Source organism: Prosthecobacter algae (genome assembly GCF_039542385.1).
GTDB classification, from domain to species: domain Bacteria; phylum Verrucomicrobiota; class Verrucomicrobiia; order Verrucomicrobiales; family Verrucomicrobiaceae; genus Prosthecobacter; species Prosthecobacter algae.
Genome location: NZ_BAABIA010000009.1, coordinates 218,756 through 243,666 on the forward strand (window position 1 = coordinate 218,756; position 24,911 = coordinate 243,666).

The 24,911-nt window shown below is 60.5% G+C and carries 20 protein-coding genes; 13 read left to right on the forward strand and 7 right to left on the reverse strand.

Annotated features, from left to right (window positions below; translation table 11 throughout):
• Positions 1-72: 72 nt before the first annotated feature.
• The 4 genes from ABEB25_RS20175 to ABEB25_RS20190 all read right to left on the reverse strand — a co-directional run bounded on the left by ABEB25_RS20175 (position 73) and on the right by ABEB25_RS20190 (position 5,447).
• Positions 73-309, reverse strand: a complete 237-nt coding sequence (locus ABEB25_RS20175) for a hypothetical protein (RefSeq protein ID WP_345738246.1) — start codon at positions 307-309, stop codon at positions 73-75.
• 57 nt (positions 310-366) lie between these two features.
• Positions 367-3,090: a DEAD/DEAH box helicase gene (locus ABEB25_RS20180; protein ID WP_345738247.1), complete on the reverse strand. Its 2,724-nt coding sequence runs from the start codon at positions 3,088-3,090 to the stop codon at positions 367-369.
• 118 nt (positions 3,091-3,208) lie between these two features.
• On the reverse strand, positions 3,209-3,913 hold the full coding sequence (locus ABEB25_RS20185) for an outer membrane lipoprotein-sorting protein (RefSeq protein ID WP_345738248.1): 705 nt from the start codon (positions 3,911-3,913) through the stop codon (positions 3,209-3,211).
• Between the two features lie 160 nt (positions 3,914-4,073).
• Complete coding sequence (locus ABEB25_RS20190) at positions 4,074-5,447, reverse strand: sigma-54-dependent transcriptional regulator (protein WP_345738249.1); 1,374 nt, start codon at positions 5,445-5,447, stop codon at positions 4,074-4,076.
• 300 nt (positions 5,448-5,747) lie between these two features.
• On the opposite strand from ABEB25_RS20190, the gene ABEB25_RS20195 reads away from it, so the two are divergent.
• Positions 5,748-6,482 carry a hypothetical protein gene (locus ABEB25_RS20195; protein WP_345738250.1) on the forward strand — a complete coding sequence of 245 codons (735 nt, stop codon included), beginning with the start codon at positions 5,748-5,750 and terminating at the stop codon, positions 6,480-6,482.
• A 15-nt stretch (positions 6,483-6,497) separates the two neighbouring features.
• On the opposite strand, the gene aroB is transcribed toward ABEB25_RS20195, so the two are convergent.
• Positions 6,498-7,598 carry a 3-dehydroquinate synthase gene (aroB, locus tag ABEB25_RS20200; protein WP_345738251.1) on the reverse strand — a complete coding sequence of 367 codons (1,101 nt, stop codon included), beginning with the start codon at positions 7,596-7,598 and terminating at the stop codon, positions 6,498-6,500.
• Positions 7,553-8,464, reverse strand: coding sequence for a tRNA (adenosine(37)-N6)-dimethylallyltransferase MiaA (gene miaA, locus ABEB25_RS20205; protein WP_345738252.1), 912 nt, complete (start codon positions 8,462-8,464; stop codon positions 7,553-7,555). The genes aroB and miaA overlap by 46 nt, the downstream gene beginning before the upstream one ends.
• A gap of 66 nt (positions 8,465-8,530) precedes the next feature.
• On the opposite strand from miaA, the gene ABEB25_RS20210 reads away from it, so the two are divergent.
• The gene (locus ABEB25_RS20210; RefSeq protein WP_345738253.1) at positions 8,531-9,442 is read left to right on the forward strand and encodes a TlpA family protein disulfide reductase; all 912 of its coding nucleotides are present in this window, start codon (positions 8,531-8,533) and stop codon (positions 9,440-9,442) included.
• 67 nt (positions 9,443-9,509) lie between these two features.
• Here ABEB25_RS20210 and ABEB25_RS20215 read toward each other — a convergent pair whose 3' ends face one another.
• Positions 9,510-11,582 (reverse strand): FAD-dependent oxidoreductase, encoded by a 2,073-nt coding sequence (locus ABEB25_RS20215; protein ID WP_345738254.1) that lies wholly within the window; start codon positions 11,580-11,582, stop codon positions 9,510-9,512.
• A gap of 181 nt (positions 11,583-11,763) precedes the next feature.
• Here ABEB25_RS20215 and ABEB25_RS20220 point away from each other — a divergent pair, with 181 nt between their 5' ends.
• From ABEB25_RS20220 to ABEB25_RS20270, 11 genes are all read left to right on the forward strand, one after another.
• Positions 11,764-12,243 (forward strand): hypothetical protein, encoded by a 480-nt coding sequence (locus tag ABEB25_RS20220; RefSeq protein WP_345738255.1) that lies wholly within the window; start codon positions 11,764-11,766, stop codon positions 12,241-12,243.
• A 92-nt stretch (positions 12,244-12,335) separates the two neighbouring features.
• A complete protein-coding gene (locus ABEB25_RS20225) occupies positions 12,336-13,304 on the forward strand; it encodes an efflux RND transporter periplasmic adaptor subunit (RefSeq protein WP_345738256.1) in 969 nt (322 codons plus the stop codon).
• On the forward strand, positions 13,301-13,861 hold the full coding sequence (locus ABEB25_RS20230) for a cupin domain-containing protein (protein ID WP_345738257.1): 561 nt from the start codon (positions 13,301-13,303) through the stop codon (positions 13,859-13,861). The genes ABEB25_RS20225 and ABEB25_RS20230 overlap by 4 nt, the downstream gene beginning before the upstream one ends.
• A 139-nt stretch (positions 13,862-14,000) precedes the next feature.
• On the forward strand, positions 14,001-15,332 hold the full coding sequence (locus ABEB25_RS20235) for an alkaline phosphatase D family protein (protein WP_345738258.1): 1,332 nt from the start codon (positions 14,001-14,003) through the stop codon (positions 15,330-15,332).
• Between the two features lie 6 nt (positions 15,333-15,338).
• Positions 15,339-16,586: a phosphonoacetate hydrolase gene (gene phnA, locus ABEB25_RS20240; RefSeq protein ID WP_345738259.1), complete on the forward strand. Its 1,248-nt coding sequence runs from the start codon at positions 15,339-15,341 to the stop codon at positions 16,584-16,586.
• Positions 16,583-17,860: an MFS transporter gene (locus tag ABEB25_RS20245; protein WP_345738260.1), complete on the forward strand. Its 1,278-nt coding sequence runs from the start codon at positions 16,583-16,585 to the stop codon at positions 17,858-17,860. Before phnA ends, ABEB25_RS20245 begins: the two co-directional genes overlap by 4 nt.
• Positions 17,857-18,915: a zinc-binding dehydrogenase gene (locus ABEB25_RS20250; RefSeq protein ID WP_345738261.1), complete on the forward strand. Its 1,059-nt coding sequence runs from the start codon at positions 17,857-17,859 to the stop codon at positions 18,913-18,915. Before ABEB25_RS20245 ends, ABEB25_RS20250 begins: the two co-directional genes overlap by 4 nt.
• Positions 18,916-18,928: 13 nt before the next feature.
• Positions 18,929-20,347 carry an aldehyde dehydrogenase family protein gene (locus tag ABEB25_RS20255; protein ID WP_345738262.1) on the forward strand — a complete coding sequence of 473 codons (1,419 nt, stop codon included), beginning with the start codon at positions 18,929-18,931 and terminating at the stop codon, positions 20,345-20,347.
• Positions 20,348-20,410: 63 nt separating this feature from the next.
• Positions 20,411-22,171: a phosphoenolpyruvate--protein phosphotransferase gene (gene ptsP, locus ABEB25_RS20260; RefSeq protein WP_345738263.1), complete on the forward strand. Its 1,761-nt coding sequence runs from the start codon at positions 20,411-20,413 to the stop codon at positions 22,169-22,171.
• Positions 22,172-22,359: 188 nt separating this feature from the next.
• Positions 22,360-23,412, forward strand: a complete 1,053-nt coding sequence (locus ABEB25_RS20265) for an Mrp/NBP35 family ATP-binding protein (protein ID WP_345738264.1) — start codon at positions 22,360-22,362, stop codon at positions 23,410-23,412.
• Between the two features lie 147 nt (positions 23,413-23,559).
• Positions 23,560-24,855 (forward strand): RsmB/NOP family class I SAM-dependent RNA methyltransferase, encoded by a 1,296-nt coding sequence (locus ABEB25_RS20270; protein ID WP_345738265.1) that lies wholly within the window; start codon positions 23,560-23,562, stop codon positions 24,853-24,855.
• The last annotated feature ends 56 nt before the right edge of the window (positions 24,856-24,911 follow it).

The window sequence follows — 24,911 nt, forward strand, 5'->3', positions numbered from 1 at the left end:
TCCCTTCATCCCGTGTCCCTCAGGCGTATGCGTGAGGGACACTTTTTGTTAGGCGGCATGCCCTGCGGCACCTCACTGCAGCGCCTCTGGCACCTGCCCTACCAGACGGGGCTCGAGACTGATGTTGGTGAAGACCTCCATGAGCTGGCTCAGGGTGACGGTACCGGCCTCATCCATCTCGAAATAAACGAGGTCGTGGTGGGCATCCACCTTGTAACGGACTTGAGGGAAAAGGTCCATCTGGCCGCGCAACTCCAGCAGTCGGGACTCCGCGCGGAGGCCTCGGGCATAAACTTCGATTTCAATCATCCCGGCCTTTTTAACCAAAGGGCGTGAAAACGACCAGCAAAAAACTTGGGGACCGGATCAGGCCTCCAGCAGCCGCTGAATGTCCTCCTGGGTCAGGCGCAGCTTCTCCGTGCGCCCTGTCAGCAATCCCTCAATGAGGGCAGCCTTGCTTTTCTGCATTTCCACGATGCGCTCCTCAATGGTTCCCTGGCAAATCAGCTTGTGGATGAAGACCGGCTTGGTCTGGCCAATGCGATGTGCACGGTCGCTCGCCTGGGCCTCCGCAGCCGGGTTCCACCAGGGATCGTAGTGGATGACGGTATCCGCCGTGGTCAGGTTCAGCCCGGCCCCGCCTGCCTTCAGGCTGATGAGGAAAACGGACACCTGCCCTGCCTGGAAACGACGGATGGGCGTCTCGCGGTCCTGGGTGTCGCCCGTCAGTTTCACAAACGAAATGCGCGCCGCTTTGAGCTGCTCCTCAATGATGGCCAGCATCTGGGTGAACTGGGAAAAGATGAGCACCTTGTGCCCTTCATCAATGAGCTCCGGCAGCAAATCCTCCATGAGGTAGGCGGTCTTGGCCGATTCGGCCATCTTTTGCGCGGCCTCCATTTTTAGGAGCTGCGGATGGCAGCACACCTGGCGGAGTTTCAGCAGCGCATCCAGGACGATGATCTGGCTGCGGTCCAGCCCCTGGGCGGAGATGGCCTCCTTCACCCGCTGGTCCATGGCCGCGCGGATGGTCTCATACAGGTCCGTCTGCGCCTTACCCAGCTCGATGGTGTGCAGGATCTCGGTCTTCGGCGGCAGGTCCTTGGCTACCGCACTTTTGGTTCGGCGCAGCAGCAGGGGCTGGAGCCTGGCGGCCAGTTGCTTTTGGCGCTCGGCATCGCCCTCCTTTTCAATCGGGGTGCGGTAGTAGCTGCGGAAGAAATCCGCATCGCCCAGGATGCCCGGCATGAGGAACTGGAAGAGGCTCCAGAGCTCGCCCAAATGATTTTCGATGGGCGTGCCCGTGAGGCAAAGCCGATGGCGGCTTTTCAGCGTGCTGCACACCTGGGCCACCTTGCTCTTCGGGTTCTTGATGTGCTGCGCCTCATCCAGCGCGACGACGTGCCACTCTACGGGACGGAGGTAATCCGCATCCCGCACCAGCAAAGGATAAGAAGTGATGACCAGATCATAACGGCTGATGCGGCGGAAGTCGCTGCGGCGGTCATCCCCATGCAGCAGCAGCACCCGCAGGTCCGGGGCAAACTTGGCCGCCTCCCGCGCCCAGTTTCGCAGCACAGAGGTGGGGGCCAGGATGAGGCAGGGCCGGTCCATGCGGCCCGCCTCCTTTTCCAGCAGCAGGTGAGCCAGAGTCTGCAAAGTCTTGCCCAGCCCCATGTCATCCGCCAACACCCCATGCAGGCCAAATTCACGCAGGAACTGCAGCCAGCTCAGCCCCTCATGCTGGTAAGGCCGCAGCGCAGCCCGCAGGCCCACCGGGAGCGCCACCTGCGACATTTCGGTGAAGCCTTGAAGGCGGTCCTTCAGCGCGGCCAGTTCGGCTGGCACCCGGATGGGCAACCCATCCAGACTGGCTAGCTGAGCCGCCCGCAGCTTGTCCAAATGCAGCCGCCCGCCCTTGCGCGCAGCCCGGGTGGCCAGCAACTCATCCAGAAACCGCAGCAGCACCAGCAGACGCCGCGCCGGCACGGCCAGCACCGGATTGCCAGCCCCAGGAAGGGCGATGAGGTACAGCTCGTCCAGGTTCGCTTCCAGCTCCGCCGTCGTCAGGCCGCGGTCGATGCAGTCCACCAGCAGCGGCACCAGGGAGATGCGCTCGCCCTGCACATTCACCCCCAGATCCAGGGAGAAGCTGTCATGATTGCCAGCCTCATCCTCCACATCCGTAAACCAGGCTTCTTCCCCGGCTTCATGGATGCTGAAACCAAAATCGGGGGCTATCACGACCTCCCAGCCTTCGGCCTGCAAAAGCGGCACCTCATCCCGCAAAAACTGCGACCAATGCAGTGCCTGATCCCGGTCGCACATGGTGAAAAACGGCACCAGGGACTCCTCCGCACTGGCGTCCGGGATCGCCTGCATCAGGGGCATCAACCGGGACCGCACGAGGTCCGTCAGCAGCAGGCGCTCCACCCGTACATTCCTCGTCAGCGCCCAGGTGCGGCCATCCTCCCCCCGCCAACGTGCCCCCGACTGGCGACCCGGAAGCTGGAACGTCTCTGCACAGCCCTCATAGCTAACGAAGAGCTCTGCCACGCCGATGCTGATGCGCTCCTGAATGGGCTGGCTACGGCCGATTTTCATCTGGGGCCGCACCACCGTGAGGCGGCGCAGGCGCAGTTGCGGGCGCGGTTTGTCATTGTCCACCTGCACCGCATCATCCGCCCCACTGGCCGTGCCCCCCGGTGCCTGGGCCCCCACGGTGCTGCTGCCGGGTCGGGCGATCTTTTCGATGTGCTGGCGACCGGCCTCCACCTCGCACAGGAGCATGAGGGCGGCGGCATGTTCGCACAGCGATCCCGCATGGCAGCTGCACTCCGTCGTGAGATGCAGATCCCCGTTCGCCGCTAGCTTCAGGCGCAGGCGGGCCTCCTCATGCGTGAGGTCGCTGCGGCCCACGGCACCGGCCATTTCCAGCTCCTGCGCACTGACGATGGCCACCGCATTCACCTTCGCATGGAACCGCACCCACTTCGTCGCCGCCTCGATCTGCTGCCGCTTGAAAAGCCACATCCAGGATTTGCGGCGCACTTGAGACCAGAGCTGGGGGAAAGGAAACGAGTCAGGCACGCGGACCGTCTGAAATAGCGTGCACAGCAGCCCTGCCAAGTTCTTTTCCGAAAAGAACCGCGCACAAAAAAAGCCTGCCCGCTGAATCACGGGCAGGCTCTTTGAAATTCGTTTCGCCTTACTGCTTCTCCGGCTTGTCCATCGTCATGTAGGTCATGCCTTTGCGGTCACCGTTCAGAGGATTGAAGGACTGCACACGCATCTCGCGCAGGGCAGTGGCACCGCCGACTTTCCAGACTTTGGAGACTTCAAAGCGCTTCACCAGCTTGCCGCCCTTGTTGTAGGCCTCCATCTTGGCCACCCCGCCGCTGTCCTGGTGCACCCAGAGGTCCACCGTGTAATACGGGCCGCTGACATCCGGTGCCGTCACGCGGACGAGCCAGCATTTGATGCGGGCGGTGGTGAGGCGGGCATTGGCATCCATCAGCTTCACGTTCTTCCAGTAGAGAAAGCGCTGGGAAAGGTCTTCGTAGTTAAAGTCCATGCCGCGCACCGGATCGGCCCCATTTCTCAGAGGCACCTGGCTGCTGCCTCCCGACTTCACCTGCCAGAGAGTGGCCGGTGTGGTGGTGAGATCCAGGTGAATGATTTCTGGTGGCTCGCTGGCAAAACGGAAGCGCATCACCGACTTCGTCAGCGTCAACTCCAGCGGCTCTTCCTTGCCCGTGTCATCATCGCGCAGCTTGCCGGTCATCCTGTGGTCCTGCATGGCGTAACTACGGCGCACCAGGCCGAGGATTTCCTCAGCAGTGGGGGTGGGCTTCTCCTGGGCAAAGGCGGTGGAGGCGAAGGCAAGGGAAGCAAGAAAAAGACGGCGTTTCATGAGATAATCCATAGACCCTGAAGCCAGGGCTTTCATTCAATTGTCAAATCGCAGCAGGCATAAAGGCTGGATGGCATGGAAACCCATGCACTCCTTTTGATCCACCCCAAAGAGGAGGTGACCGATGCCCCAGGCCGCTTTCTTTTATCAGGGCCGTGCCCTACGCCGTGGTCTTGCGGTCCACATTCAGCCCCATCTTGCGATAGAGCGTGGCGATGCTAACCCCAAGCATGGAGGCGGTCTTTTCGCGCGAGCCGTTGTTGTACTTCAGCGTCTCCTGGATGAAAAGGCGCTCCTGGCCACGGATGAAATCATCAAGAGTGGAGCCGATAGGCAACTGGGTGATGCCACCTGCGGAGGAGGTGGTGGGCACCTCGATCTGCTGCGTCACCTTCGTTGGCAGGTCTGCCGGGCGGATGCGGTCGTTTTCAGCAAAGGCGCAGGCACGCTCCACCGCATTGCGCAGTTCGGAGATGTTGCCGGGCCACGGATACTTCTCCAGGAACTCCAGCGCATACGCATCCATGGTCTTGGCGCGTGAATCGGTGCGGTCTGTGAGTTCTTTGAGGAAATGATCCACCAGGGGCTTGATGTCCTCGCGGCGTTCGCGCAGCGGCGGAATCTTCAGCGGAACCACGGAGAGCTTGTAATACAGGTCCTCGCGGAAGGTGCCCTTTTTCGAGGCCTCTTCCAGACAGATGGTCGTGCTGACCACGAGGCGGAAATCGGAACCGTTGCTGTTGCTCCACGCGCTGCGGCGGGCCTGCATTTCGTCCAAAAAGGTGTTCAACTGCGCCTGGATGCGGGCAGGCAGCACATGCACTTCCGCCAAGTGGACGGTGCCGCCGCTAGCCCGGCTGAAAATGCCGCCCTGACCGTTGGTGTGGCCAAAAAGCTCCGACTCCAGCGCCTCTTCTGGCATGGCGCTGCACTGCAGTTCTTTGTAAGGGGCTGCGCCTCGGCGGCTGGCTTCGTGCAAAGCCCGGGCGACCATGTGTTTCCCTACGCCAAATTCCCCCTCCAGGAGTACGGGACTGTCATTGTCTGCCACCCGGCGCACAATCTCAAAGATGCGCTGGATCGCTTCGCTGTGGCCGATCAATTTTGAGGATGCTGCGCTTCGCACGGTGGCGGAGCTGCCCAAAATGGAGTTAGTGACCGCTGTAGAAACATTGTTCCGATTTAAAGCCTGGTTTACCGTTTTAATCAGATCCCCGAGATCAAAAGGCTTAGTGAGATAATCAAAGGCGCCCAGGCGCATGGCCTCCACGGCTGTTTCTACCGTGCCATGACCCGTCACCATGATGACCGCCGTGCTGGGGAACTGCTCCTTGCACATGCTCACCAGATCCAACCCATTGACATCGCCAATCCGCAAATCCACAATGACAAGATCAGGCTGCTGGCTACGGATGGCCGCCATGCCGTCAATGCCAGTGGTGCACCCGAAAACCGTGTGGCCTGCCGCACGGCAAAGCTTGCTCATCAGCTCCAAGATGGCTGCTTCGTCATCAATGATTACCAGTTTGGCCATAATTAGTTAAAAATTGAGAGTCAATTTTGATTATTAAATATGCTAAATGAGCAGCCTGTTTCCGTCAACGGCGTTTCCGTTCACATAGTAAAAATGTAAGGAAGAGTGTAACACCTTGAAGTCGAGAGAGCAACCTAAGGGTGAACCCTCTGCATTCCAACTCAGATTTCGACTCAGACTCATGTCAGACGATTAGAAGCTCCTGACTTTCAAAGGATGACGTGTCTTTAGCAGAAATTATTGCGATTCAGGCATTGAAGTGTTGCCTCTTGGTTTGGCAACTGCTTGCATCGGACCCCAATGCTGAGCCTCGCTGAAAAACAGATCTACATCCTTGCCATTTCTTTGATGGCAGGGCTTTTCGTGGCCGCCATGGTCCGGCTATGGCTGCTCCGCCGCGTGGAAGAACGTCTGCTGAAAAACAAGGATGCCTTGGAAAAGCAGATCGTCCTGCAGCAAAAGGACCTCTTGACCGTGCGCCAGGAATCCAATGCCTGGCGAGTGGAAATGCAGCGCCAGTTTGACCTCTTCCGCCACATGGCCAGCGACCAGCTAGGGGTGGAGGAAAGACGCTTCAACGACCTCCTGGCCCAATCCACCCGGCGCGAGTACGAACTACAAACCGCCCTGGCACTGGCCAAGGACATGTGCATCGAGCTGCCCTCCGCTAAGGCCCGCATCCTGCATCTGGAATCTCTGCTGGGCAGCCCCCGCCCACCGGCAAGTGGCAATGATGGTGGCCTGACAGCGCCTGTCGCCCCCGTGAGCCCCATGCCAGATCTCGGCGGTCCCGAAGTAGCGGCAAGCCCCCCTGCCCCGGAAACGCCTGAGCTTGAATCCCCCATTGCCCCGGCCCCAGACATCTCTGAAGCCCTGCCTGCCCTGGATGACGGCAAGCTGGCCGCACTGGAACAAAAGCTGGCCGAGGCCGAAAGGAAAAACATCTCCCTTCAGCAGACCCTGGCAGCTACCCGGCTACGCCTTCGCCCCCGCGCCAATGCTCCCCGCAAGACCCGGAGCAAGCAGCAGGCCTAGCCCGCCTTTGGTCCATTAACGGCGAACTTCGTCCAGGGCCTGCATTAGGTCCTGCTCCGTCACATCGCTACTCACAAAGGCATCGCCCAGGCGAGGCAGCAGGACAAAACGGATCTTGCCCGTTTCGAACTTCTTGTCCATGCGGGTGATGCGCAGGAGTTCCGCCGTATCGAAACCTTCCGGCAGGCGGGTGGGCAGCTCAAACAAATGCAGAAGGGCGATCATGCGCTCATGGTCACTCGGCGGCAGCCCTGCTTTCTGCACGGACAGCCAGCCCGCCGCCCGCAGCCCGAGCGAGATGGCCTCCCCATGCAGCAGGGTGCCGTAGCCTGCGGCGGCCTCGATGGCGTGCCCCAGGGTGTGTCCGTAATTTAGCAAGGCGCGCAGGCCTTTCGCTTCAAACTCATCGGCCTCCACAATCGCGGCCTTGATGGCGATGTTCTGGCGGATCAGTTCGGCCATATCCCCCTGCCCTTTCGCCACGGCTTCGATGAGGTCCATCATCGCGGCATCGCGGATGCAGGCGTGTTTGATGATCTCGGCAAAGCCCTCGTTCCACTCGCGCTTATGCAGGGAATCCAGCGTCGCCACATCGGCGATCACATGCACAGGCTGATGAAAGGCCCCCACCATATTTTTGGCATCGGGTAGGTTCACGCCCGTCTTCCCCCCCACGCTGCTGTCCACCTGGCTGAGCACCGTGGTGGGCACCTGCACATAGGGAATGCCGCGCTGAAAAATGCTGGCGCAAAAGCCGCCCAGATCCCCGATGACTCCGCCACCCAGGGCGATGACGAAACTTTTCCGGTCCAGCCCGGCCCGCACCATTTCACCGCACACGGTCTGCGCGCTGATGAGCGACTTGCTCGCCTCCCCGGCAGGCACCGTGATGAGATGGGCCGTCTTGCCAGCGGCACGCAGGCTTTCCAGCACCGTTTCTGCATACAGCGGGGCCACGTTAGAGTCGGTGATGACGGCGCAGCTTTTCCGTTCCGGCAGCCGGGTGGCCACCTCCTGGCCGATGCCCGCCAGCAAGCCGCGCCCCACCTGCACCGTGTAGCTGCGCGAGCCTAGGTTGACGGCGACGGACTGGATGGCGGCGGGGACTTCAGACATGGAAAGGAAGCAAGGATGGGGTTGAGCACGGACTCTACCGTGGACTGCGCATCCAGGCAAATCGTTTGCAGCCACGTCTCGCGGCGGAACCAGGTGGCCTGCCGTTTGGCATAGCGGCGTGTGGCCTGCTGCATGGCCTCCACCGCGCCATCCAGGGCCAGCTCGCCCCGCAGATGCGCCTGCATTTCGCGGAGCCCGATGGCCTTTTCCGCCGTCAGGCCCAGGGGCGGCAGTGCGGCCACCTCCGCCAGCAGCCCGGCGGCCAGCATGGTATGCACCCGCGCATTGATGCGGGCATACAGGACCTCCCGCTCCCAGGTCAGCACCACACCGCAGCCTGCGGGTTCGGTTTGTGCAAAGGTCTGGCGCAGGGCGGACTGCGGCTGGCCTGTCTGCAGGCAGATTTCCAGGGCGCGGCTGACGTAGCGCGGATTTGCCAGCGGCACATTGTCCGCTGCCTGCGGGTCTAGCTTCAGCAGCAGTTCCCGCGCCTCCTCCGCCGTCATGGCGGCCACCCTGGCCCTCACTTCCGGGTCCGTCGGCGGCAGCGGCGCCAGCCCATGAGACAGCGCCTTGAGGTACAGGCCAGAGCCCCCGACGATGATGGGCACCCTGCCCCGTGAGGTGATTTCGGCAATCACGGGCAACGCCATCTCCCGATAGCGCTGCGCATCACAGGCCTCCATCAGCGGCAGGACTCCATACAGGTGATGAGGCACGCGCCGAAGGTCCTCCGGGGCAGGTTTTGCCGTGAGCAGATCCATCCCCTGATAAAGCTGGAAGGCATCCGCGTTCACAATCTCACCGCCGATTTCTTCCGCCAGGGCCACGGCCAGCGCCGACTTCCCGCTGGCAGTGGGGCCCACGAGAAAGAAAGGAAGCGAAAACCGGCTCGACATATCTGCACCTAACTGACGTAATCTCTCCTGTCCATGAAACCCCTGCGCCCCCTTCTTTTCACCGCCCTTCTCTGCGCCCCTTTGTCTGCCCAGGAGGCGGCGAGCAGCCCCCAGGAAATGATGCAGCGCCTCTTTGATCCGCAGGCCACCAAAGCCCAGTTCGAAGAAACGGCCAAAAAGGCGGGCATGGCCGGCATCGCCCGACAGCAGATCATCGAGGCCCGGCTCGTCTGGGGCCTGCGCAACCAGGACGCTGCCTGGCTGGAAAAAATGCTGCCCGAGCTGGAAGTGCTCGCCGGGAACTTCGATGCCACCCAGTCCTCCGGTTTTAAAACCGCCGATGAGATCCGCTCCTTCATCTCTTACACGAAGGCCATCATCGCTCAGAACAAGAAGGACGACGGAGCCTTTAAGACCAATATCCTCGAGGCCATCTGGCTGAATCCAGGCCAGGCCCAGATCTTCACCCAGGTCATCCAAAAACAGCGCCTGGAAGCCAAGATGGCCAACATGAAGGTGGACCTAAGCCTCGTCATCAACACTCACGATGGCGAGGCCACCACCCTGGCCGACCAACTCGGTGACAAGAAGGCCCTGCTCGTGGATTTCTGGGCCTCCTGGTGCGGACCGTGCATGAAGCTGATGCCCGAGCTGAAAAAGAAAGCCGAGCTCCTTTCCAAGCATGGCATCGTCGTCGCGGGCATGAACAAGGATGATCAGAATGCCCCCGCCGTCACGGCCAAGGTACGCGAGGAACAGGAAATCACCTTCCCCTGGCTCATCGAGCCCGCCGAGCGCCCCTTCACCAAGCAGCTCGAGATCGAAAGCATCCCGCGCATGATCCTCATCGCCCCAGGTGGCCAGGTCCTCTTCAACGGCCACCCTCAGGACCCCGCGCTCTGGGTGGCGCTGCAAAAGATCAACCCGGACATCAAAGCCCCGTAAACGAGGGCATAAAGAAGGGGGCCTGTGGAATCCACAGGCCCCCTTTTTATTTAAAGTTGGTTACCGCTCACTTCGCAGGCAGCCACTGCACGGCGTCCACCACCACGTGGCCCTTGGTCCCTTCGTTGGTGATTTCCACCCAGCCTGATTTGCCTTCTTCAAACTTGAAGGCGCCCAGGCGGTGAAAGCCGTTTTTGCCGGAAGGCAGCTTCTTCTGGTTCACCACGATCTTGGCATCGCCACCGGCATGGTGAATCGTCACGGGCACATTGTCCGCACGGTTGCTGAGGGCGCTGTAGCAGATGAAGACCTCGTAGCTGCCTGCCTTGGGCAGGGCCGGGGTGAAGCGGGCGCGGGCCTTGCCTTTGTTCTCATTGCTGTCGTGGCGATAGCCGTGCTCGACATAACCAGGAGTGCTGCTGCCTTCAGAGTCAAAACCGGTGAGGTCGGCCTCAGCATCATCCACCACGATGCCTTTAAGGCTGTCTTTTTTAATGGTGGTGACTTCAGGGATCGGCGGAGATTCAAAGTCCAGCATCTGGCCATCCTGCAGCAGGCGTGCCTTCAGCTTCTCATAGTCAATTCCCTGGACGCTCGTGCCCTGCTCGATGGCATGCACCGCCGCAGTGGCAGCACTCTGGCCGGTGACCATGAACACAGGTTCCATGCGGATGCTGCCATAGGAAATGTGGCTAGCGCTGAGGCAGATCGGGACCAGCAGGTTGGTGCATTCTTCAGCCTTCGGGCGGATGCTGCGGTAGCTGATGGGGTAAGGGCGGCTGCGCACCTGCACATCGCCTTCATTGCGCACAAAGCCTTCCTTCGTGACATAACGCTGAATGTTGTGCGAGTCCATGTTGTAGGCACCCATGCCGATGCTGTCCTGTACGATCTCCAGGCGCTTGCAGTTCTTCTCGGTCATCACGTAGTCGCCGATCATGCGGCGGGCCTCACGCACATAGAGCTGGCGGGGGAAGTTGTTATTGTCGGTGAACTCATCCTTGGCCAGGCCCAGCTTTTGAAACGCTTCCTGAATGTGCTTCGGCACACGCGGGTGATGCGCATAGGTCCACATCAGCCCTTTCTGCCAGTCTTCATGCGCCTTCCAGATCTTGGCGCGAGTTTCATAATCCGCCTCTGGATAGTCCCAGTTCGCGCCGATGAAATCAGTGCTGATGGCATGGTTGTTATTCGTGTCCGTCTTGCGGTTAGGCATCCAGGCCGGGGCCCAGGAGATGCGATCATCCCCTGCTTCGACATTGCGCAGCGCCAGCTCAAACATGCGCTCGTCATAGTTCTCCGGCTTTTCCCAGTCGCGACGGTTCGCCGCATCATCCGTGGTGCACATGCGGAAGTTGTAGGCCTGCACCTTGCGGTCGCCGCTGAACTCTTCGCCCGGATCTTTTTCAATGCCTGGCAGCAGCCCGCTGCTGGGATCACCCGGCTTCACATAGGGGTCCACGTTTTTGTTGAACTGGTGGCTGCGGCTGTGGGCCACCTGCACGCCGTTGAGTTGCTCGCCATAAACGCTGTTGGCCTCGCGCCCCACGTGGTATTTCACGCCCGCCTTGGCCATCAGGTCGCCTTCATAGGTCGCATCAATGAACATCGGCCCGATGAACTCGCGGCCGCTTTCCATGATGATCTTGGTGATCTTGGCACCGTCCTTCACCACGCCTTTTTTGAGGTCCAGGCGCTCGCCTTTGACCACCGTCACACTGCCCGCCACAGGCTTCAGCATCGCATCATAGATTTCAGAGGCGGCATGCGGCTCAAAGGTCCACATCGTGTCTTCAGTGCCAGTGTTGCCATGCGGCTTGCGGGCGTAGTAGGCTTCGCGGGTCTCCTGCTTCCACTTGGCGGCATCGCTGTAGAACTTGAAGACATTCGCATAAAACTCACGCGACATGCCGCCGATGGCCTTCTTGTTGCCGATGTCCGTGGCACCGAGGCCGCCCGTGGTCAGGCCGCCGAGGAACTGCGTGGGCTCAATGAGGATCGCCTTCTTGCCCATGCGGGCCGTCTGGATGGCTGCGGTGATCCCGCCGGAACTCCCGCCATAAATGATGACATCCGCAGAATCCGCCGCCGCCAGCAGCGAGGGCAAAAGGAGAAAAGAAGCGATAAAAGAACGTGTCATGGTGAGCAGAGAAAGCCGTCCCTCGATGGCAGGATCTTTCAGGCAAGTGAGCGGAAAGGCCATTTTGGAGCGTGGCGAGGGCTGGCCAAGCTTTGGCAAAAGAAGAAAGCGCTGTGCGGGTTTTGCCAGAGATTCATTTTGTGCATTGACCTGCTTGGTGAGGCTTCGGTACTGATGCTGCATGAACCCAGATCTGATTCAGCAAAACGGAGAGCGAACCTTTAGCGTTTCCGTTTGGATGTTCCAATCCGTAGGCTGGTTCGGCTTCGTCTTCTTTTTAGCCATGGCGCTGGGGGCCGGGTTTAGTGGTGAGACAGGCGTGGCCGTGGGGTTCTTGTTCTTTGTGTTGATATCATTTCCCATCTTGTTGCTCAGCGGACCCATCTCAATCTCGGCATCGGGGATGGACGTTTTGACAAGGTCAGGACGCTACAGCATGAAATGGAACGAAGTGGACCGCATCGAAACTGGCGCGAGCATGATGGTGCTGTTCGCTGACCGACGCAGGCTCTGCATCCCTCTGTGTAAATTCTGGTCGGGGGTTGACCGGGAGCCAACCTTGTTATTGTTCCAACGGATCCTCGATGAACTTCAGATTGAGATGAAGCCCAGCATACGGGCAGACTATCTTTTCCCCAAGGGAACTCGCGTGCCATTGTGATGTTTAACTACTGGTGTAATGACCACCAGCTTGCCGATTTTTGATCCTGGCTCAGGATGAGGCGTATCCTGAGACAGCTTCCGGTTTCCTCCATGAACATCTTCCCCCTCATCGTCCGTTATGGCACCATCGCGGTCGCCGTCTTTGGCGTGTTCAGCATGTCGCAGGTGCTGGATCAGATCCGAGCCCAGGACACCGTGATCCCTCCGCCGCCGGTCAAACCGCCGGAGAAACCTGTGGGCACCCGGCTTGCCGCCACGGGCATCATTGAGGCACGCGAAGAAAACGTGGCCATCGGCACCCCCATTGCCGGACTGGTGACAAAGGTCATGGTGAAGGTGAGCCAGCAGGTGCATAAGGGCGATGCCTTGCTGCAACTGGATGATCGCGAACTCCAGGCCCAACTCATCCAGGCCCAGGCCGCCATTGCGGTGAACCAGGCACAGCTCGATGTCGCCCTGGCCCAAAAGCTCAAGGTGCAGGACAATCTGGATCGCCTGAAATCCATCACCGACCAGCGCGCCGTGAGCCAGGATGATGTGCTCAACCGCACCAATGACCTCACCGTGGCTCAGGCCCAGGTGGGCTCCGCCGAGGCCTCCCTGGCTGCGGCCCAGGCCGATGTGAAACAGATCCAGTTGCTCATCGAGCGCCTAACCATCCGCGCCCCCCGACCCGGCACCATCCTTCAGGTGAACATCCGCGAAGGCGAATACGCCTCCATTCAAAACCGCCTGGCCGCCATGATTCTAGGTGATCTGGACAAGCTGCAAATCCGCGCCGATGTGGATGAACAGAATGCCATGCAGGTGCGCAAGGATGAGGACGCGGTGGCTTATGTGAAGGGCGACTCCAAGACAGCCTTCCCGCTGAAATTTGTGCGCATCGAACCTTTTGTGATTCCCAAACAATCCCTCACCGGAGCCAGCACAGAGCGCGTGGACACCCGTGTTCTCCAGGTCATCTACGAACTGCAAATTCCCCAGGGCAAACAGCTCTATGTGGGCCAGCAGGTGGATGTCATGATTGGTGGTCAAAAACCCGCCGCCCCCAAATCATGAACTTGGTCGAACTCGCCCAACGCCTGCGTCAAACCCGTCTCGACAAGGGGCTGACGCTGGATGAAGTCGCCGCCGCTTCCGGGGTCGGCAAAGGCATCCTTTCCAAGGTGGAAAACTTTCGCGTCACCCCCACTCTGCCGACTCTCGCCAAACTCAGCGAAGCCCTTGGGGTGAAGCTTTCCGTGCTGCTAGATGGCCTGGATGCACGCCCCCGGATCAGCATCGTTCGCCGGGGTGAAAGGAAGCTCATCGAGCGCGACCGCACCCAGTCGAACATTGACTATGAATCCCTGGCCCACCGGCGTGCCGACCGAGCCATGGACCCCTTTGAACTGCGCATCCCCGCCCGGGGTGGCCGTGTGGAGGCCATGCCACATGAAGGCGAAGAATTTCTGCTTGTCCTGGAAGGCCAGGTCGCCTTCGAATTCGACCAGGAGACCTATCACCTGGAAGCCGGGGACAGCCTCTATTTTGATGCAGAGACCAATCACCGACTTTTCAATGAGACGGCGAAGGATGCGCGTGTGCTGTGCGTGTTTTTGGGACGGCGGTATTGAGCAGTAAATCCGTCATCGGTTAGGCCGTTCCGTCAGCCGACTGGCCTATGTTTTGAAGAGATGCCCAAAGTTCTTCACTTTCTAATGTGCCAACATTGTTTCTTGAAAGAAACAATATGATCTCTAAGTTTAACCTGTCATGACACCTCCAAACCGCCCCATTGAGTCGCCGCTGAACCGTCGTGACTTCGTGACCTCGGCTCTGGCTTTCGGGGCGGGAACGGCCTTTTCAGCCACAGGCGAAAGCCAGAAAGAGGTGCCGCTGCTAGGCCCCATCGTCGGGCACACCGAAGAGAACAGCAGCATCCTTTGGATGCGTGCCCAAGTGGCCGGAGAGTATGTGCTGGAAGTCACCCCAGAGGCAGGAGGCGAAGCCACACGCGTCAAAGCCCAGGCCAAGGCCGAAAACGATCTCTGTCTGCACTGGCAGGTCGCTGGCCTGGAGGCAGGCACCCGCTATCGTTATCGTGTACTGGCAGGAGGGAAACCCCTCGCAGCAGCCGACGCCCAAGTTTTTGCCACCGCTCCCGCAGCCTCCACTCCCACCAAAGTTCGCTTGGCCATCAGCTCCTGTGCCAAAGAAGATGCTGGCAGCCGCGCCGTGTGGAAACGCATGGCGGAAGAAAAGGTGGATGCCGTCGTGCTCATCGGGGACACGCCCTACATCGACAGTACCGATCTGGCCGTGCAGACCCGGCGGCATCAGGAGTTTGCCGCCGTGCCGGAGTATCAGGAACTGCTGCGCAACCGCCCCTGCTGGTGGACCTGGGATGATCATGACTTTGCCGGAAATGACAGCTCAGGCCTGGCCGTGGGGAAGGAAAACAGCCGGCTGGCCTTTACTCGTTACCGTCCGCAAGCCTCCTTTGGCGATGGCCAGGAAGGCATCTATACCAGCTTCCGATATGGCCCCGTGGAGGTCTTCATGATCGATGCGCGCTGGTTCACCATGACCGCCGTGTCTTACGCTAGTCCCACGAAGCCCACTTTGTTAGGCCTGGCCCAGTGGCAGTGGCTCCAGAAAAAACTTCTGGCCTCCACCGCCACCTTCAAGCTGCTGGCCTGTGGCATGATCTGGGATGACAAGGAGAACAAGGAGCTGGATGACTGGGGCAGCTACATGCACGAACGCAAGGCGCTGGAGAAGTTCATCGGCGACCACAAGATCCCAGGCGTGATCTACATCGGCGGGGACATCCATGCCAGCCGCGTGCTGAAGTATCCCACCCAAAAAACCGTGGGCTATGACCTCATGCAGTTCATCGCCTCCCCCATCCACAGCAGCACCATCGCCTTACTGAATGTGTACCACCCGGACCTCGTTCGCAGCGCCGTGGAACCCCACGTGTTTCTCATCATGGACATTGACTCCACCGTGACACCCGCCCGCCTGAGCGCCGAGCTGGTAAACAAGGATGGAGAACGCGTCTTTACCTACACCCTGAACCTTTCCGACCTCACCCCAGCCTAACCACTTATGCCAAACGCCGTCTCTTTCTCCGTCAACGGGCGCACCTACACTCCGCCTGCACGCCCCATCGCCGTCATCTGCCTGGATGGCTCTGCCGATGAATACCTGGATGTCGCCCTGGCCCAAGGCCGCATGCCCCATCTTGCTCAATTGAGCCTCCAAGGCTGGCGCGGTTTTGCCCGGGCCGCCATGCCCACCTTCACCAACGTCAACAACTCCAGCATCGTCACGGGCGTGCCACCCAGCGTGCATGGCATCGGCGGCAATTTCTTTTACGACACCACCACCGGCCAGGAAGTGATGATGAACTCCGCCCAGTATCTGCGTGCGGAGACGATCTTCCGCCACGCTCAATTGGCTGGCCGGAAGGTGGCCGTGGTCACCGCAAAAGAAAAGCTGCGGGACATCTTTGCTTCGGGCCTCATCTCAGAAGGCGGCATCGCCTTCTCCACGGAGAAAGCACGCTCCGCCGTGATGGAGACGCACGGCATCGCGGATGTGGAGGCCTTGTGCGGTCCTCAGCCGGAGATTTATAGCGGTGAGGCCAGTGTCTATGTCCTGCGCGCCGGGGCAGCGCTGCTGGCCGCTGGGCGGGCCGATTTCCTGTATCTTTCGACCACCGACTACATGCAGCACAAGCACACCCCACAGGAACCGGAGGTGGTAGATTTTTACGCGGCGATTGATGCGGAAATCGGCAAGCTGCTGGCCCTGGGAGCCATTGTGGGCGTGACCGCGGATCACGGCATGAATGACAAACAGACCGCCGAGGGAACCCCCAATATCATCTACCTGGAAACCGAACTGGAAGCCGCTTTTGGAACAGGCTTCCGCGTCATCCTGCCGATCACGGACCCTTACGTGGTGCATCACGGCGCCCTCGGTTCCTTTGCCCAAGTCCACGTGCCGGAGAGGGCCGACATCCCTGCCATCCAGCGCTGGCTGGCACTGCGAAAGGGCATCTCCGAATGCCATGACCGCAGCACGGCGGCACGCCTGATGGAACTGCCCGAAGACCGCATGGGAGATCTCGTGGTGGCCAGCGGTCGGGATGTGGTGCTGGGCCGTTCTCCTGACTGGCATGATTTGAAGGCCATCGAAGGCGGCCTGCGCAGCCATGGCGGGCGCTATGAAGAGATGGTGCCGCTGCTTTTCAGCGAGCCTCTGAATGCCGCCTATGCCAGCCGAGCCAGAGCGGATGTGCGGAACTTCGACATCTTCGAAATCACCTGCAACGGCACTCACGCAGCATGAGCCTCACGCCCCACAGCGATCCCAGCTTCAAGCATGCCCAGTGGCGGGTGCTGGGCGCTGTGATGTTCTGCTACCTGTTTTACTACACAGGACGGCAGACCTTTGGGTTTGCCATTCCCGGCATCCAAAAGGAACTCGGCCTGAGCAAGGAAACGCTGGGCTGGATCAGTGCCGCCATGCTGTGGAGCTATGCCCTGGGGCAGGCCATCAATGGCAATCTCGGAGACCGCTTTGGCGGTCGGCGGATGATGGCCCTGGGTGCAGGGGCTTCGTTTCTGCTGAACTGGCTGACGAGCTTTGGACTCGGCTTTAAAAGCCTGGCCACAGCCTGGGGGCTCAACGGACTGGCCCAGAGCATGGGCTTTGCACCCGGCAGCCGCCTGCTCTCGAACTGGTTCGGCGCGCATGAGCGAGGCAAGGCCTTTGGTTTTTATGTGCTCGCCGCCGGCCTTTCCTCCGTGCTCTCCTTCGTCACATCTTTAGTTATTCTCGATGTACTGAAGCTGGACTGGCGCTGGATCTTTCGCCTGCCCGTCATCCTGATGCTCATCGGCGGGCTGGCTGTCTGGATCTTTGCCCGCGACCGGCCTTCACGCGCAGGCTTTGCCGACTTCGAGGATGATGCCGGAACCCCGGATGCCCAGACACCCGCCACCCAGGAAACCTCCTGGCAGCGTTACGCCAGCGCCTTGACGAATGGACGTCTGCTGCTGGCAGGGCTGGCCATCGGCTTTCAGAACACCGTGCGTTATGGTCTGCTCATCTGGGTGCCGGTTCACTTTCTCGGAGAGGACTTTAAAAGCGGCCCGGCGGGCAAATGGATCAGCGTGGCCCTGCCCCTGGGCATGGCACTCGGGGCCGTGGCCAGCGGCTGGATCTCGGACCGATTTTGCCAGTCGCGCAGGTCTGGGGTTATCGCCTCTTTCATGGTACTGGCCTCCATTTCTGCCGCTGCCATGTATGTGCTTCCACGTGGTCATGCACTGGGACTCCCGCTGCTGTTTTTATGCGGCTTCTTCGCCTATGGCCCCCAGTCCGCCTTTTGGGCCTTGGCACCTGATTTGTTAGGCCGGGCACGCGCTGGCACAGCCGTGGGCATCATGAACTGCTTTGCTTATGCCATGGCTGGCCTGGGCGAGCCGCTGGTGGGCTGGTGTGTGCAGCACAATCCCTGGTCCGCCACACCGGGCGTGGAAAACACCGCCCTCGTCTTTCCCATCGTCGCCGTCTTCGCCCTGTGCAGCGCCTTTTTAGCCCTCTTCATCCGCCGATGAATCACGCCCGCATCCAGCTTTTTCAAGGCCCCGGCCTGCCCTTCGAATCCCGCACTATCCCACTGCCGGACACACTGAATCCTGGAGAAATCCTGGTGGAAATCAGCCTAGCCACCGTCTGCGGTTCCGACCTCCATACCGTCTCCGGTCGTCGAGGTGCACCGACTCCCTGCGTCCTGGGGCACGAAGCCATTGGCCGCGTCGTGGCCAGTGAACGGGCTGGTTTCAGCGAAGGTCAGCGCGTCACCTGGACCCTGGCCGACAGTTGTGGAAAATGCCCCGCCTGCACCCAATGGGGGTTGCCACAAAAATGTACCCACCTCTTTAAGTATGGGCATGCAGCCCTGGGCGATGGATCCGGCCTCAATGGCTGTTATGCCAGCCACATTATCCTGCGGGCTGGCACCTTCGTTCTGCCCGTGCCTGACAGCCTGCTGGATACCCTGGTGGCCCCGGCGAATTGTGCGCTGGCAACGATTGTGAATGCTCTCGAAGAGCCCTTGAAAGATCCTTCCATTCTCCGCACAGCCCTCGTTCAAGGCGGTGGCCTGCTGGGTCTTTATGCCTGTGCCTGGCTGCGTTATCGCGGTGTCGAGCGAGTCTTCTGCACAGACCTTTCGGAAGAGCGGCTCGCCCTGGTGCCTGAGTTTGGCGGCATCGCCATACCGGCCAATGAGAGCATGAAAAAACGCATCCTCGAAGAATCAGGCGGTGGGGTGGACTTGGCCCTGGAGGTCGCCGGTTCTGCCGCTGTGATCCCAGACGGGATCGCCTTGCTCCGCCCAGGTGGCACCTATGTGTGGGCTGGCATGGTGCATCCGCAAACAGCGCTGAACCTGACCGGAGAAGCCGTGCTGAGAAAGTGCCTCACCATTCGGGGCGTGCACAACTATGCGCCACGTCACCTGACCACCGGCCTGGAATTCCTCGCCGCTCAGCAAGATCGCCTGCCGTTTGAAAAACTAGTGAGTCCGGCCCTGCCGCTTGCTGCCCTGGACGAAGCCCTCACCCTCACGGAAACGCGCCGCTGGCTGCGCGTCTCCATCGCCCCTTAAAACACTTTTTGTTATGCCACTTGATCTCCCCAGTTACGTCGCCGGCGTCGCCATTGAGAGCGAAGACCGTCTCGAAGTCTTCAACCCCTGGAACAACGCACTGGTGGGCCGTGTCGCCCGCATCACCCCGGCCCAGCTTGAAGAAGCCATCCAAACCAGCCTGCAAGCAGGCACGGCACTCACGCGCTATCAGCGCAGCGTCATCCTGCAGCAAACCGCCAGCGCCTTGCAGGAGCGGAGTGAAGAATTTGCCCAGCTCATCACCGCCGAATCTGGCTTGTGCCTGCGTGAGACGCGTTATGAGGTGGGCCGCGCCTGCGATGTCTTCCGCTTTGCGGCCATGGAGGCACTCCGAGATGATGGAGAGATCTTCTCCTGCGACATTGCTCCGGGCGGCAAAGCTCGGAAGATTTTCACCACGCGCGAACCCTTGCGCCTCATTGCCGCGATCACCCCCTTCAATCACCCGCTCAATCAAGTGGCGCACAAACTGGCCCCGGCCATCGCCGCAGGGGCTCCGATGATCCTGAAACCTTCGGAGAAAACACCCCTCACTGCCGTGCGTCTGGCGGAGGTTCTGTATGCCAGCGGACTGCCCGGCTGGATGCTCAGCGTGATTCATGGCGATTTGGAGAGCATCACCCGCCCCATGATCCGGGATGAGCGCATTGACCTCGTGACCTTCACAGGCAGCGCCGCCGTGGGGAAGGACATCGCCGCCACGGCAGGTTATAAAAAACTATGCCTGGAACTGGGAGGCCACTCCCCCATGCTGGTGCTGGAGGATGCCGATCTGGACCTCGCCGCGCTGCTGGCCTGCGAAGGCAGCTTCCGCAACAGCGGCCAGCGCTGCACCTCCGCCCGCCGCCTGCTGGTGCATCAGGCAGTCCTGACCGAATTCACGGAGCGGTTCGTGGCCAAAGCCGCCGAGTATGTGTGCGGAAACCCCGCCGATGAGGCCACCCGGGTGGGCACGGTGATTGATGAGCGCTCGGCCATGAATCTGGAAAAAGCGGTACAGGAGGCGCTGGCCTCGGGCGCTCAGCTTTTGGCCGGAGGCACGAGAACTGGAGCCCTTTTTCAGCCCACCATTCTGGCCAATGTCTCACGGACCTCCTACATCGCCCAAAACGAGTGCTTTGGTCCCATCGCCCCGATTTTCCCGGTGAGCGACCTGGAGGATGCGCTGACTCTGGCCAATGCCACGCCCTATGGCCTCAGCTCCTCGGTCGTCACCCGCAGCCTGGAATCCGCCCTCACCGCCGTGAAACGCATCCGCGCTGGCACGGTGAACATCAATGAAATCCCGGGCTACCGGCTGGAGCTCTCCCCCTTTGGCGGAGTGAAGGACAGCGGCCTGGGCATCAAGGAGGGGGTCGTGGAAGCCATCAAGTTCATGTCCACCGTGAAGACCTTTTCCCTACCCTGGTAAGAGTTTCACGGTGACTGGTTTCTCATTTGCGAAAACCTCCAGTCCCCGCCAATCTGGGGGCCGATGACTCAGGAAGTGCTTACACAGGAGAGAACTTGGCAGGGAACCGCAGTTTCCTCCGGTGTCGCCCATGCCGTGGTGCATGTGCTGAGAGAAGACTTCGATGAGCCGGATGCCGACCCAATCACCGCTGAGGAAGTGGAGGCCGAACTCGCCCGCTGGCACACCGCCATGGATGCCACCCATCGCGAGATCGAGCAATTGAAGGAGATGGTCTCCACCGAGGAACGCAGCGCCGAGGCGGACATCTTTGACACCCACCTCCTGATCCTGGAGGACATGTCCATCCGCAAGCATGTGGAAAAGACGGTCCGGGAAAAGCTGATCTGCGTGGATGCGATCTACTACCGCCTCATGTGCAAGCACATGGACGCCCTGCGCGGCTTGGCGGACTCTTACCTGCGCGAGCGCTTTCTCGACATCAAAGACATCACCCACCGCGTGATGCGGCATCTGCGCGGCGAGCTGCTGCAGCACCCCATGTTTGATGATCCCGTGATCATCGTCGCCCACGATCTGACACCGTCAGACACCGTGCAACTGGACCGCAGTAAGGTGCTCGGTTTTGCCATCGAAACCGGCAGTGGCAATTCCCATGCGGCCATCATCGCCCGCTCCCTGGGCCTGCCCGCCGTGGTGAGGCTGCATGGCATCACGGATGAACTCCACTCCGGCGACCCTGTGCTGCTGGATGGTGATGAAGGCGCCCTGATCCTCAATCCCACCCCGGCCACCCTTTCCAAATATCGCTCCCGTGAGCAACTGGCAGAAAAGCGCGATGACGCCCTGCATGAGACGCGGCATCAGCCCTCCGTCACGCTCGATGGCATGGCCATCCAGGTGTGCGCGAATGCGGAATTCGTGGAAGAAATGGGCGACATCCGCGACAGCGGCGCTGCCCATGTGGGTCTGTTTCGCACCGAATTCCTCTACCTGGAAGATCCCGCAGGCACCGAGGACTGGCTGGCGGACAACTACACCCGCGCCGTCAAAATCATCGCCCCTGGGCAGGTCATCTTCCGCACCCTGGACATCGGCGGGGACAAGGTGGACGAGCAACTGGCCAGCGAGCAGGAGCCGAACCCCTTTCTCGGTTGGCGGGGCATCCGCGTTTCCCTGGGCCGCCGGGACATGTTCAAACGCCAGCTCCGCGCTCTGCTGCGGGCAGCCGCCCACGGTCCCATCGGCATCATGTTCCCCATGGTCAGCGACGTGGGAGAGGTGCGGGCCGCCAAGGAACTGCTGGCCGAATGCGCCAATGAACTCAGCGCCGAAGGTTACCCACCTCCCCAGCAGGTGGAAATCGGTGCCATGATCGAAATTCCCAGCGCTGCCCTCACGGCGGACCTCATCGCCACCGAGGTGGATTTCTTCAGTCTCGGCACCAATGACCTCGTCCAGTACACCCTGGCGGTGGATCGCCTAAATGAACGTGTGGCAGATCTTTATAGCCCCACCCACCCGGCTGTCTTGCGCCTCATCGCGCTGACGGTGGAGGCCGCCCGGCGGGCAGGCATCCGCGTGTGCATTTGTGGTGAAATGGCGGCGGATGTGGAAGTGCTGCCGCTTCTCATCGGCCTCGGTTTGGATGAACTCAGCGTCTCCACAGGCCAGATTTCCCGAGTGAAGCATGCCATCCGCAAGCTGAATGCCTCCGAATGCCGCTCCATCATCGATGCCTGCCGCCACCTCGGCTGCCCCAAGGAAATCCTGGGCCTGAGCCGGACCATGGCCCATGAGATGTATCCGGATCTGTTTGAGTGATCCCTTAAAATGAAGAAGCGCAGGCTGTTTCCAGCCTACGCCTCTTACTTGGGAGTTTTTGGTTGTCTCACTGATAATAACGTCACCAAGACGATTTTTGGATGTCCCAATCTGTCTCTCGAGGTCAGAAGGAAACCTGCTTGAGTTTTGTCCCGCCGCCGTTAGCGAAGCGTATCCCAACCCCCGATATGCCCACCGACTCCGACATCCGCCAGGCGCTGGCCCAGGTACGTTACCCAGGCTTCAGCCGCGACATCATTTCCTTTGGCCTGGTCAAAGACATCACCATTGAGGGTGGCAAAGTCACCGTGGAGATTTCCGTCGCCACGCGCGATCCCAACATCCCGCGCCTCATCCACGAACAGGCGGTGGACGTTTTGCAAAAGCTGCCCGGCGTGACTGAGGCCAAGCTGAATTTCGACATCAAGGAGCCGCCAAACCCCGTGGCAGGCTCAGCCGACCGGCTTCCGAAATCCTCCATTCCTGGCGTGAAAAAAGTCATCGCCGTCGGCTCCGGCAAAGGCGGCGTGGGCAAAAGCACCGTTGCCTCCAATCTCGCCGTGGCCCTGGCCAAAACAGGTGCCCGCGTGGGCCTGTGTGATTGCGACCTCTACGGCCCCAGCATTGCCCACATGTTCGGCACCACCGAGCGCCCGTTTCAGAATGAGGAGCAGCAGATCGTCCCCATCGAGAAATACGGCATCCAGCTCATGAGCATGGGCTTCCTTTTGGAAGATGACGCCGCCGTGATCGTGCGTGGGCCCATCGCCACCAAGTACACCCAGCAGTTCCTCCGCCAGTGCGCCTGGGACAATCTGGACTACCTCATCATTGACCTGCCTCCGGGCACCGGCGACATCCAGCTCACCATTGTGCAGACCGTGGCTCTGGACGGGGCAGTCATCGTCACCACCCCGCAGGAAGTGGCCCTGATTGATGCTCGGAAAGCCGTCTCCATGTTCCAGAAAGTGAACGTGCCCATCCTCGGCATCATCGAGAACATGAGCTACTTCCTCTGCCCCAGCGATGGCCAGATCTACCACATCTTTGGCAAAGGCGGCGGTGAGCACGAGGCGAAGCGCCTCAGCGTGCCGCTGCTGGGCCAGATCCCCATCGAGATGACCGTGCGTGAAGCTGGCGATGAAGGCCACCCCATCGCCCTCGAAGACGTCACGGACTCTGCGGCTTCCGCAGCCTTCCTGGGCATCGCCACACAGATCCGCAGCGTCGTCCCGGCTTAACCCGCTAGCCCAGATCGGGGGCTTGATCACAGGCTCCCGCACGCATTTACCACCGAGAAGAGGGCCCATTCGGCCCCCTACGTGCGCTATTGCCCCACGGACGGCTTGCACTTCGCCCCATCCGAGGCGAACGGAACGGTCCTACCTGTGAAACTGCACTACCACCTTATCGCCCAGATCATCAGCTCCCTGCGGGACGTCTTTGTGGACCGCCGCTACGCCGACAAGGTGGTGGAGTTCGCCTTCAAAAGGCACCCGAAATGGGGCAGCCGCGACCGCCGCCTCTTCGCGGAAGCCATTTACGAAATCGTCCGCCACTGGCGCTGGTACTGGCACCTCGCTGGCCTGCCAGATTCTGAGCATAACCACCCAGAACTCCTCACTCCGGAAAAGCTCTGGCACGTCTGGAGCGCCTACTGGATCATGGCGGAAAACGAACTGCCGTTCTTTGATGAAGTGAATGGTGTCCGCCGGGCATCCATCATCGAGCGCTCCAAGCAAGAGGTCTCCCCTGCCCTGCGCCATTCCATTCCAGACTGGATGGAAGCCCGCCTCGGCCGTGAACTCGGAGCCTCCTGGCCCGCCATCCGCGAAACCCTGAACAAGCCTGCCGATGTCTATCTGCGGGTGAACACGCTGAAAACGGAACGCCGCAGCCTCAAAACACGTCTGTCCCAGGACGGTTTCACCACCGAAACGCTGAAGGAAATCCCCACCGCGCTGCATATGCGCCAGCGCTACAATGTCTTTGGCATGGCCGCCTTCAAAGAAGGCATGTTCGAGGTCCAAGATGCCTCTTCCCAATGCGTGGCCCCTTTCCTCCAGGTGGAGCCCGGCATGAAAGTCGTGGACGCCTGTGCTGGTGCCGGGGGCAAAACCCTGCATCTGGGAGCCCTCATGCAAAACAAGGGCAAAATCATCGCCCTGGACGTGCATGACTGGAAACTTACCGAACTGCGCCGCCGTGCCGCCCGTGCAGGTGTGGACGTGGCCGAAACCCGCGTCATCGAAGGTACCAAGACGCTGAAACGTCTGGCCGGTTATGCCGACCGCCTGCTGCTGGATGTTCCCTGCTCTGGCCTGGGCGTGCTGCGCCGGAATCCCGATGCCAAATGGAAACTCAGCAACGAGGAGATTGACCGCCTCATCATCGAACAGCAGGACATTTTGACCCGCTACAGCGCCCTGGTGAAACCCGGTGGAAAGATGGTCTATGCCACCTGCTCCATCCTTCCTGGGGAAAATGAGCTGCAGGTGCAAAAGTTCCTCGCCGCCCATGGCGACCAGTGGACGCTGGAGGAAGAACTGAAAATCAATCCCGCTGAAACGGGGCACGACGGCTTTTACGCCGCTCGCCTGCTGCGTAAACCGGCTGCCCCCACCCCACCACCTGTCGTCGAAGCTCAGGAAGCTCCGGTTGAAGCCCCTGCACAGGAAGCTTGATCCTGGGTGCCTTTTTCTTCCAGAATCCGCCTTCTGCCGCGTTTAATCGTTCCCAC

What these genes read in the sequence shown, in the direction of transcription:
- ptsP (WP_345738263.1), top strand. Translation starts at nt 20,411, where the DNA reads ATGACTCAGGAAGTGCTTACACAGGAGAGAACTTGGCAGGGAACCGCA.
- ABEB25_RS20185 (WP_345738248.1), bottom strand. Translation starts at nt 3,913, where the DNA reads ATGAAACGCCGTCTTTTTCTTGCTTCCCTTGCCTTCGCCTCCACCGCC.
- ABEB25_RS20230 (WP_345738257.1), top strand. Translation starts at nt 13,301, where the DNA reads ATGAACTTGGTCGAACTCGCCCAACGCCTGCGTCAAACCCGTCTCGAC.
- ABEB25_RS20250 (WP_345738261.1), top strand. Translation starts at nt 17,857, where the DNA reads ATGAATCACGCCCGCATCCAGCTTTTTCAAGGCCCCGGCCTGCCCTTC.
- ABEB25_RS20265 (WP_345738264.1), top strand. Translation starts at nt 22,360, where the DNA reads ATGCCCACCGACTCCGACATCCGCCAGGCGCTGGCCCAGGTACGTTAC.
- ABEB25_RS20220 (WP_345738255.1), top strand. Translation starts at nt 11,764, where the DNA reads ATGAACCCAGATCTGATTCAGCAAAACGGAGAGCGAACCTTTAGCGTT.
- ABEB25_RS20215 (WP_345738254.1), bottom strand. Translation starts at nt 11,582, where the DNA reads ATGACACGTTCTTTTATCGCTTCTTTTCTCCTTTTGCCCTCGCTGCTG.
- ABEB25_RS20255 (WP_345738262.1), top strand. Translation starts at nt 18,929, where the DNA reads ATGCCACTTGATCTCCCCAGTTACGTCGCCGGCGTCGCCATTGAGAGC.
- ABEB25_RS20235 (WP_345738258.1), top strand. Translation starts at nt 14,001, where the DNA reads ATGACACCTCCAAACCGCCCCATTGAGTCGCCGCTGAACCGTCGTGAC.
- ABEB25_RS20210 (WP_345738253.1), top strand. Translation starts at nt 8,531, where the DNA reads ATGAAACCCCTGCGCCCCCTTCTTTTCACCGCCCTTCTCTGCGCCCCT.
- ABEB25_RS20245 (WP_345738260.1), top strand. Translation starts at nt 16,583, where the DNA reads ATGAGCCTCACGCCCCACAGCGATCCCAGCTTCAAGCATGCCCAGTGG.
- ABEB25_RS20190 (WP_345738249.1), bottom strand. Translation starts at nt 5,447, where the DNA reads ATGGCCAAACTGGTAATCATTGATGACGAAGCAGCCATCTTGGAGCTG.
- ABEB25_RS20195 (WP_345738250.1), top strand. Translation starts at nt 5,748, where the DNA reads ATGCTGAGCCTCGCTGAAAAACAGATCTACATCCTTGCCATTTCTTTG.
- phnA (WP_345738259.1), top strand. Translation starts at nt 15,339, where the DNA reads ATGCCAAACGCCGTCTCTTTCTCCGTCAACGGGCGCACCTACACTCCG.
- ABEB25_RS20175 (WP_345738246.1), bottom strand. Translation starts at nt 309, where the DNA reads ATGATTGAAATCGAAGTTTATGCCCGAGGCCTCCGCGCGGAGTCCCGA.
- aroB (WP_345738251.1), bottom strand. Translation starts at nt 7,598, where the DNA reads ATGTCTGAAGTCCCCGCCGCCATCCAGTCCGTCGCCGTCAACCTAGGC.
- ABEB25_RS20225 (WP_345738256.1), top strand. Translation starts at nt 12,336, where the DNA reads ATGAACATCTTCCCCCTCATCGTCCGTTATGGCACCATCGCGGTCGCC.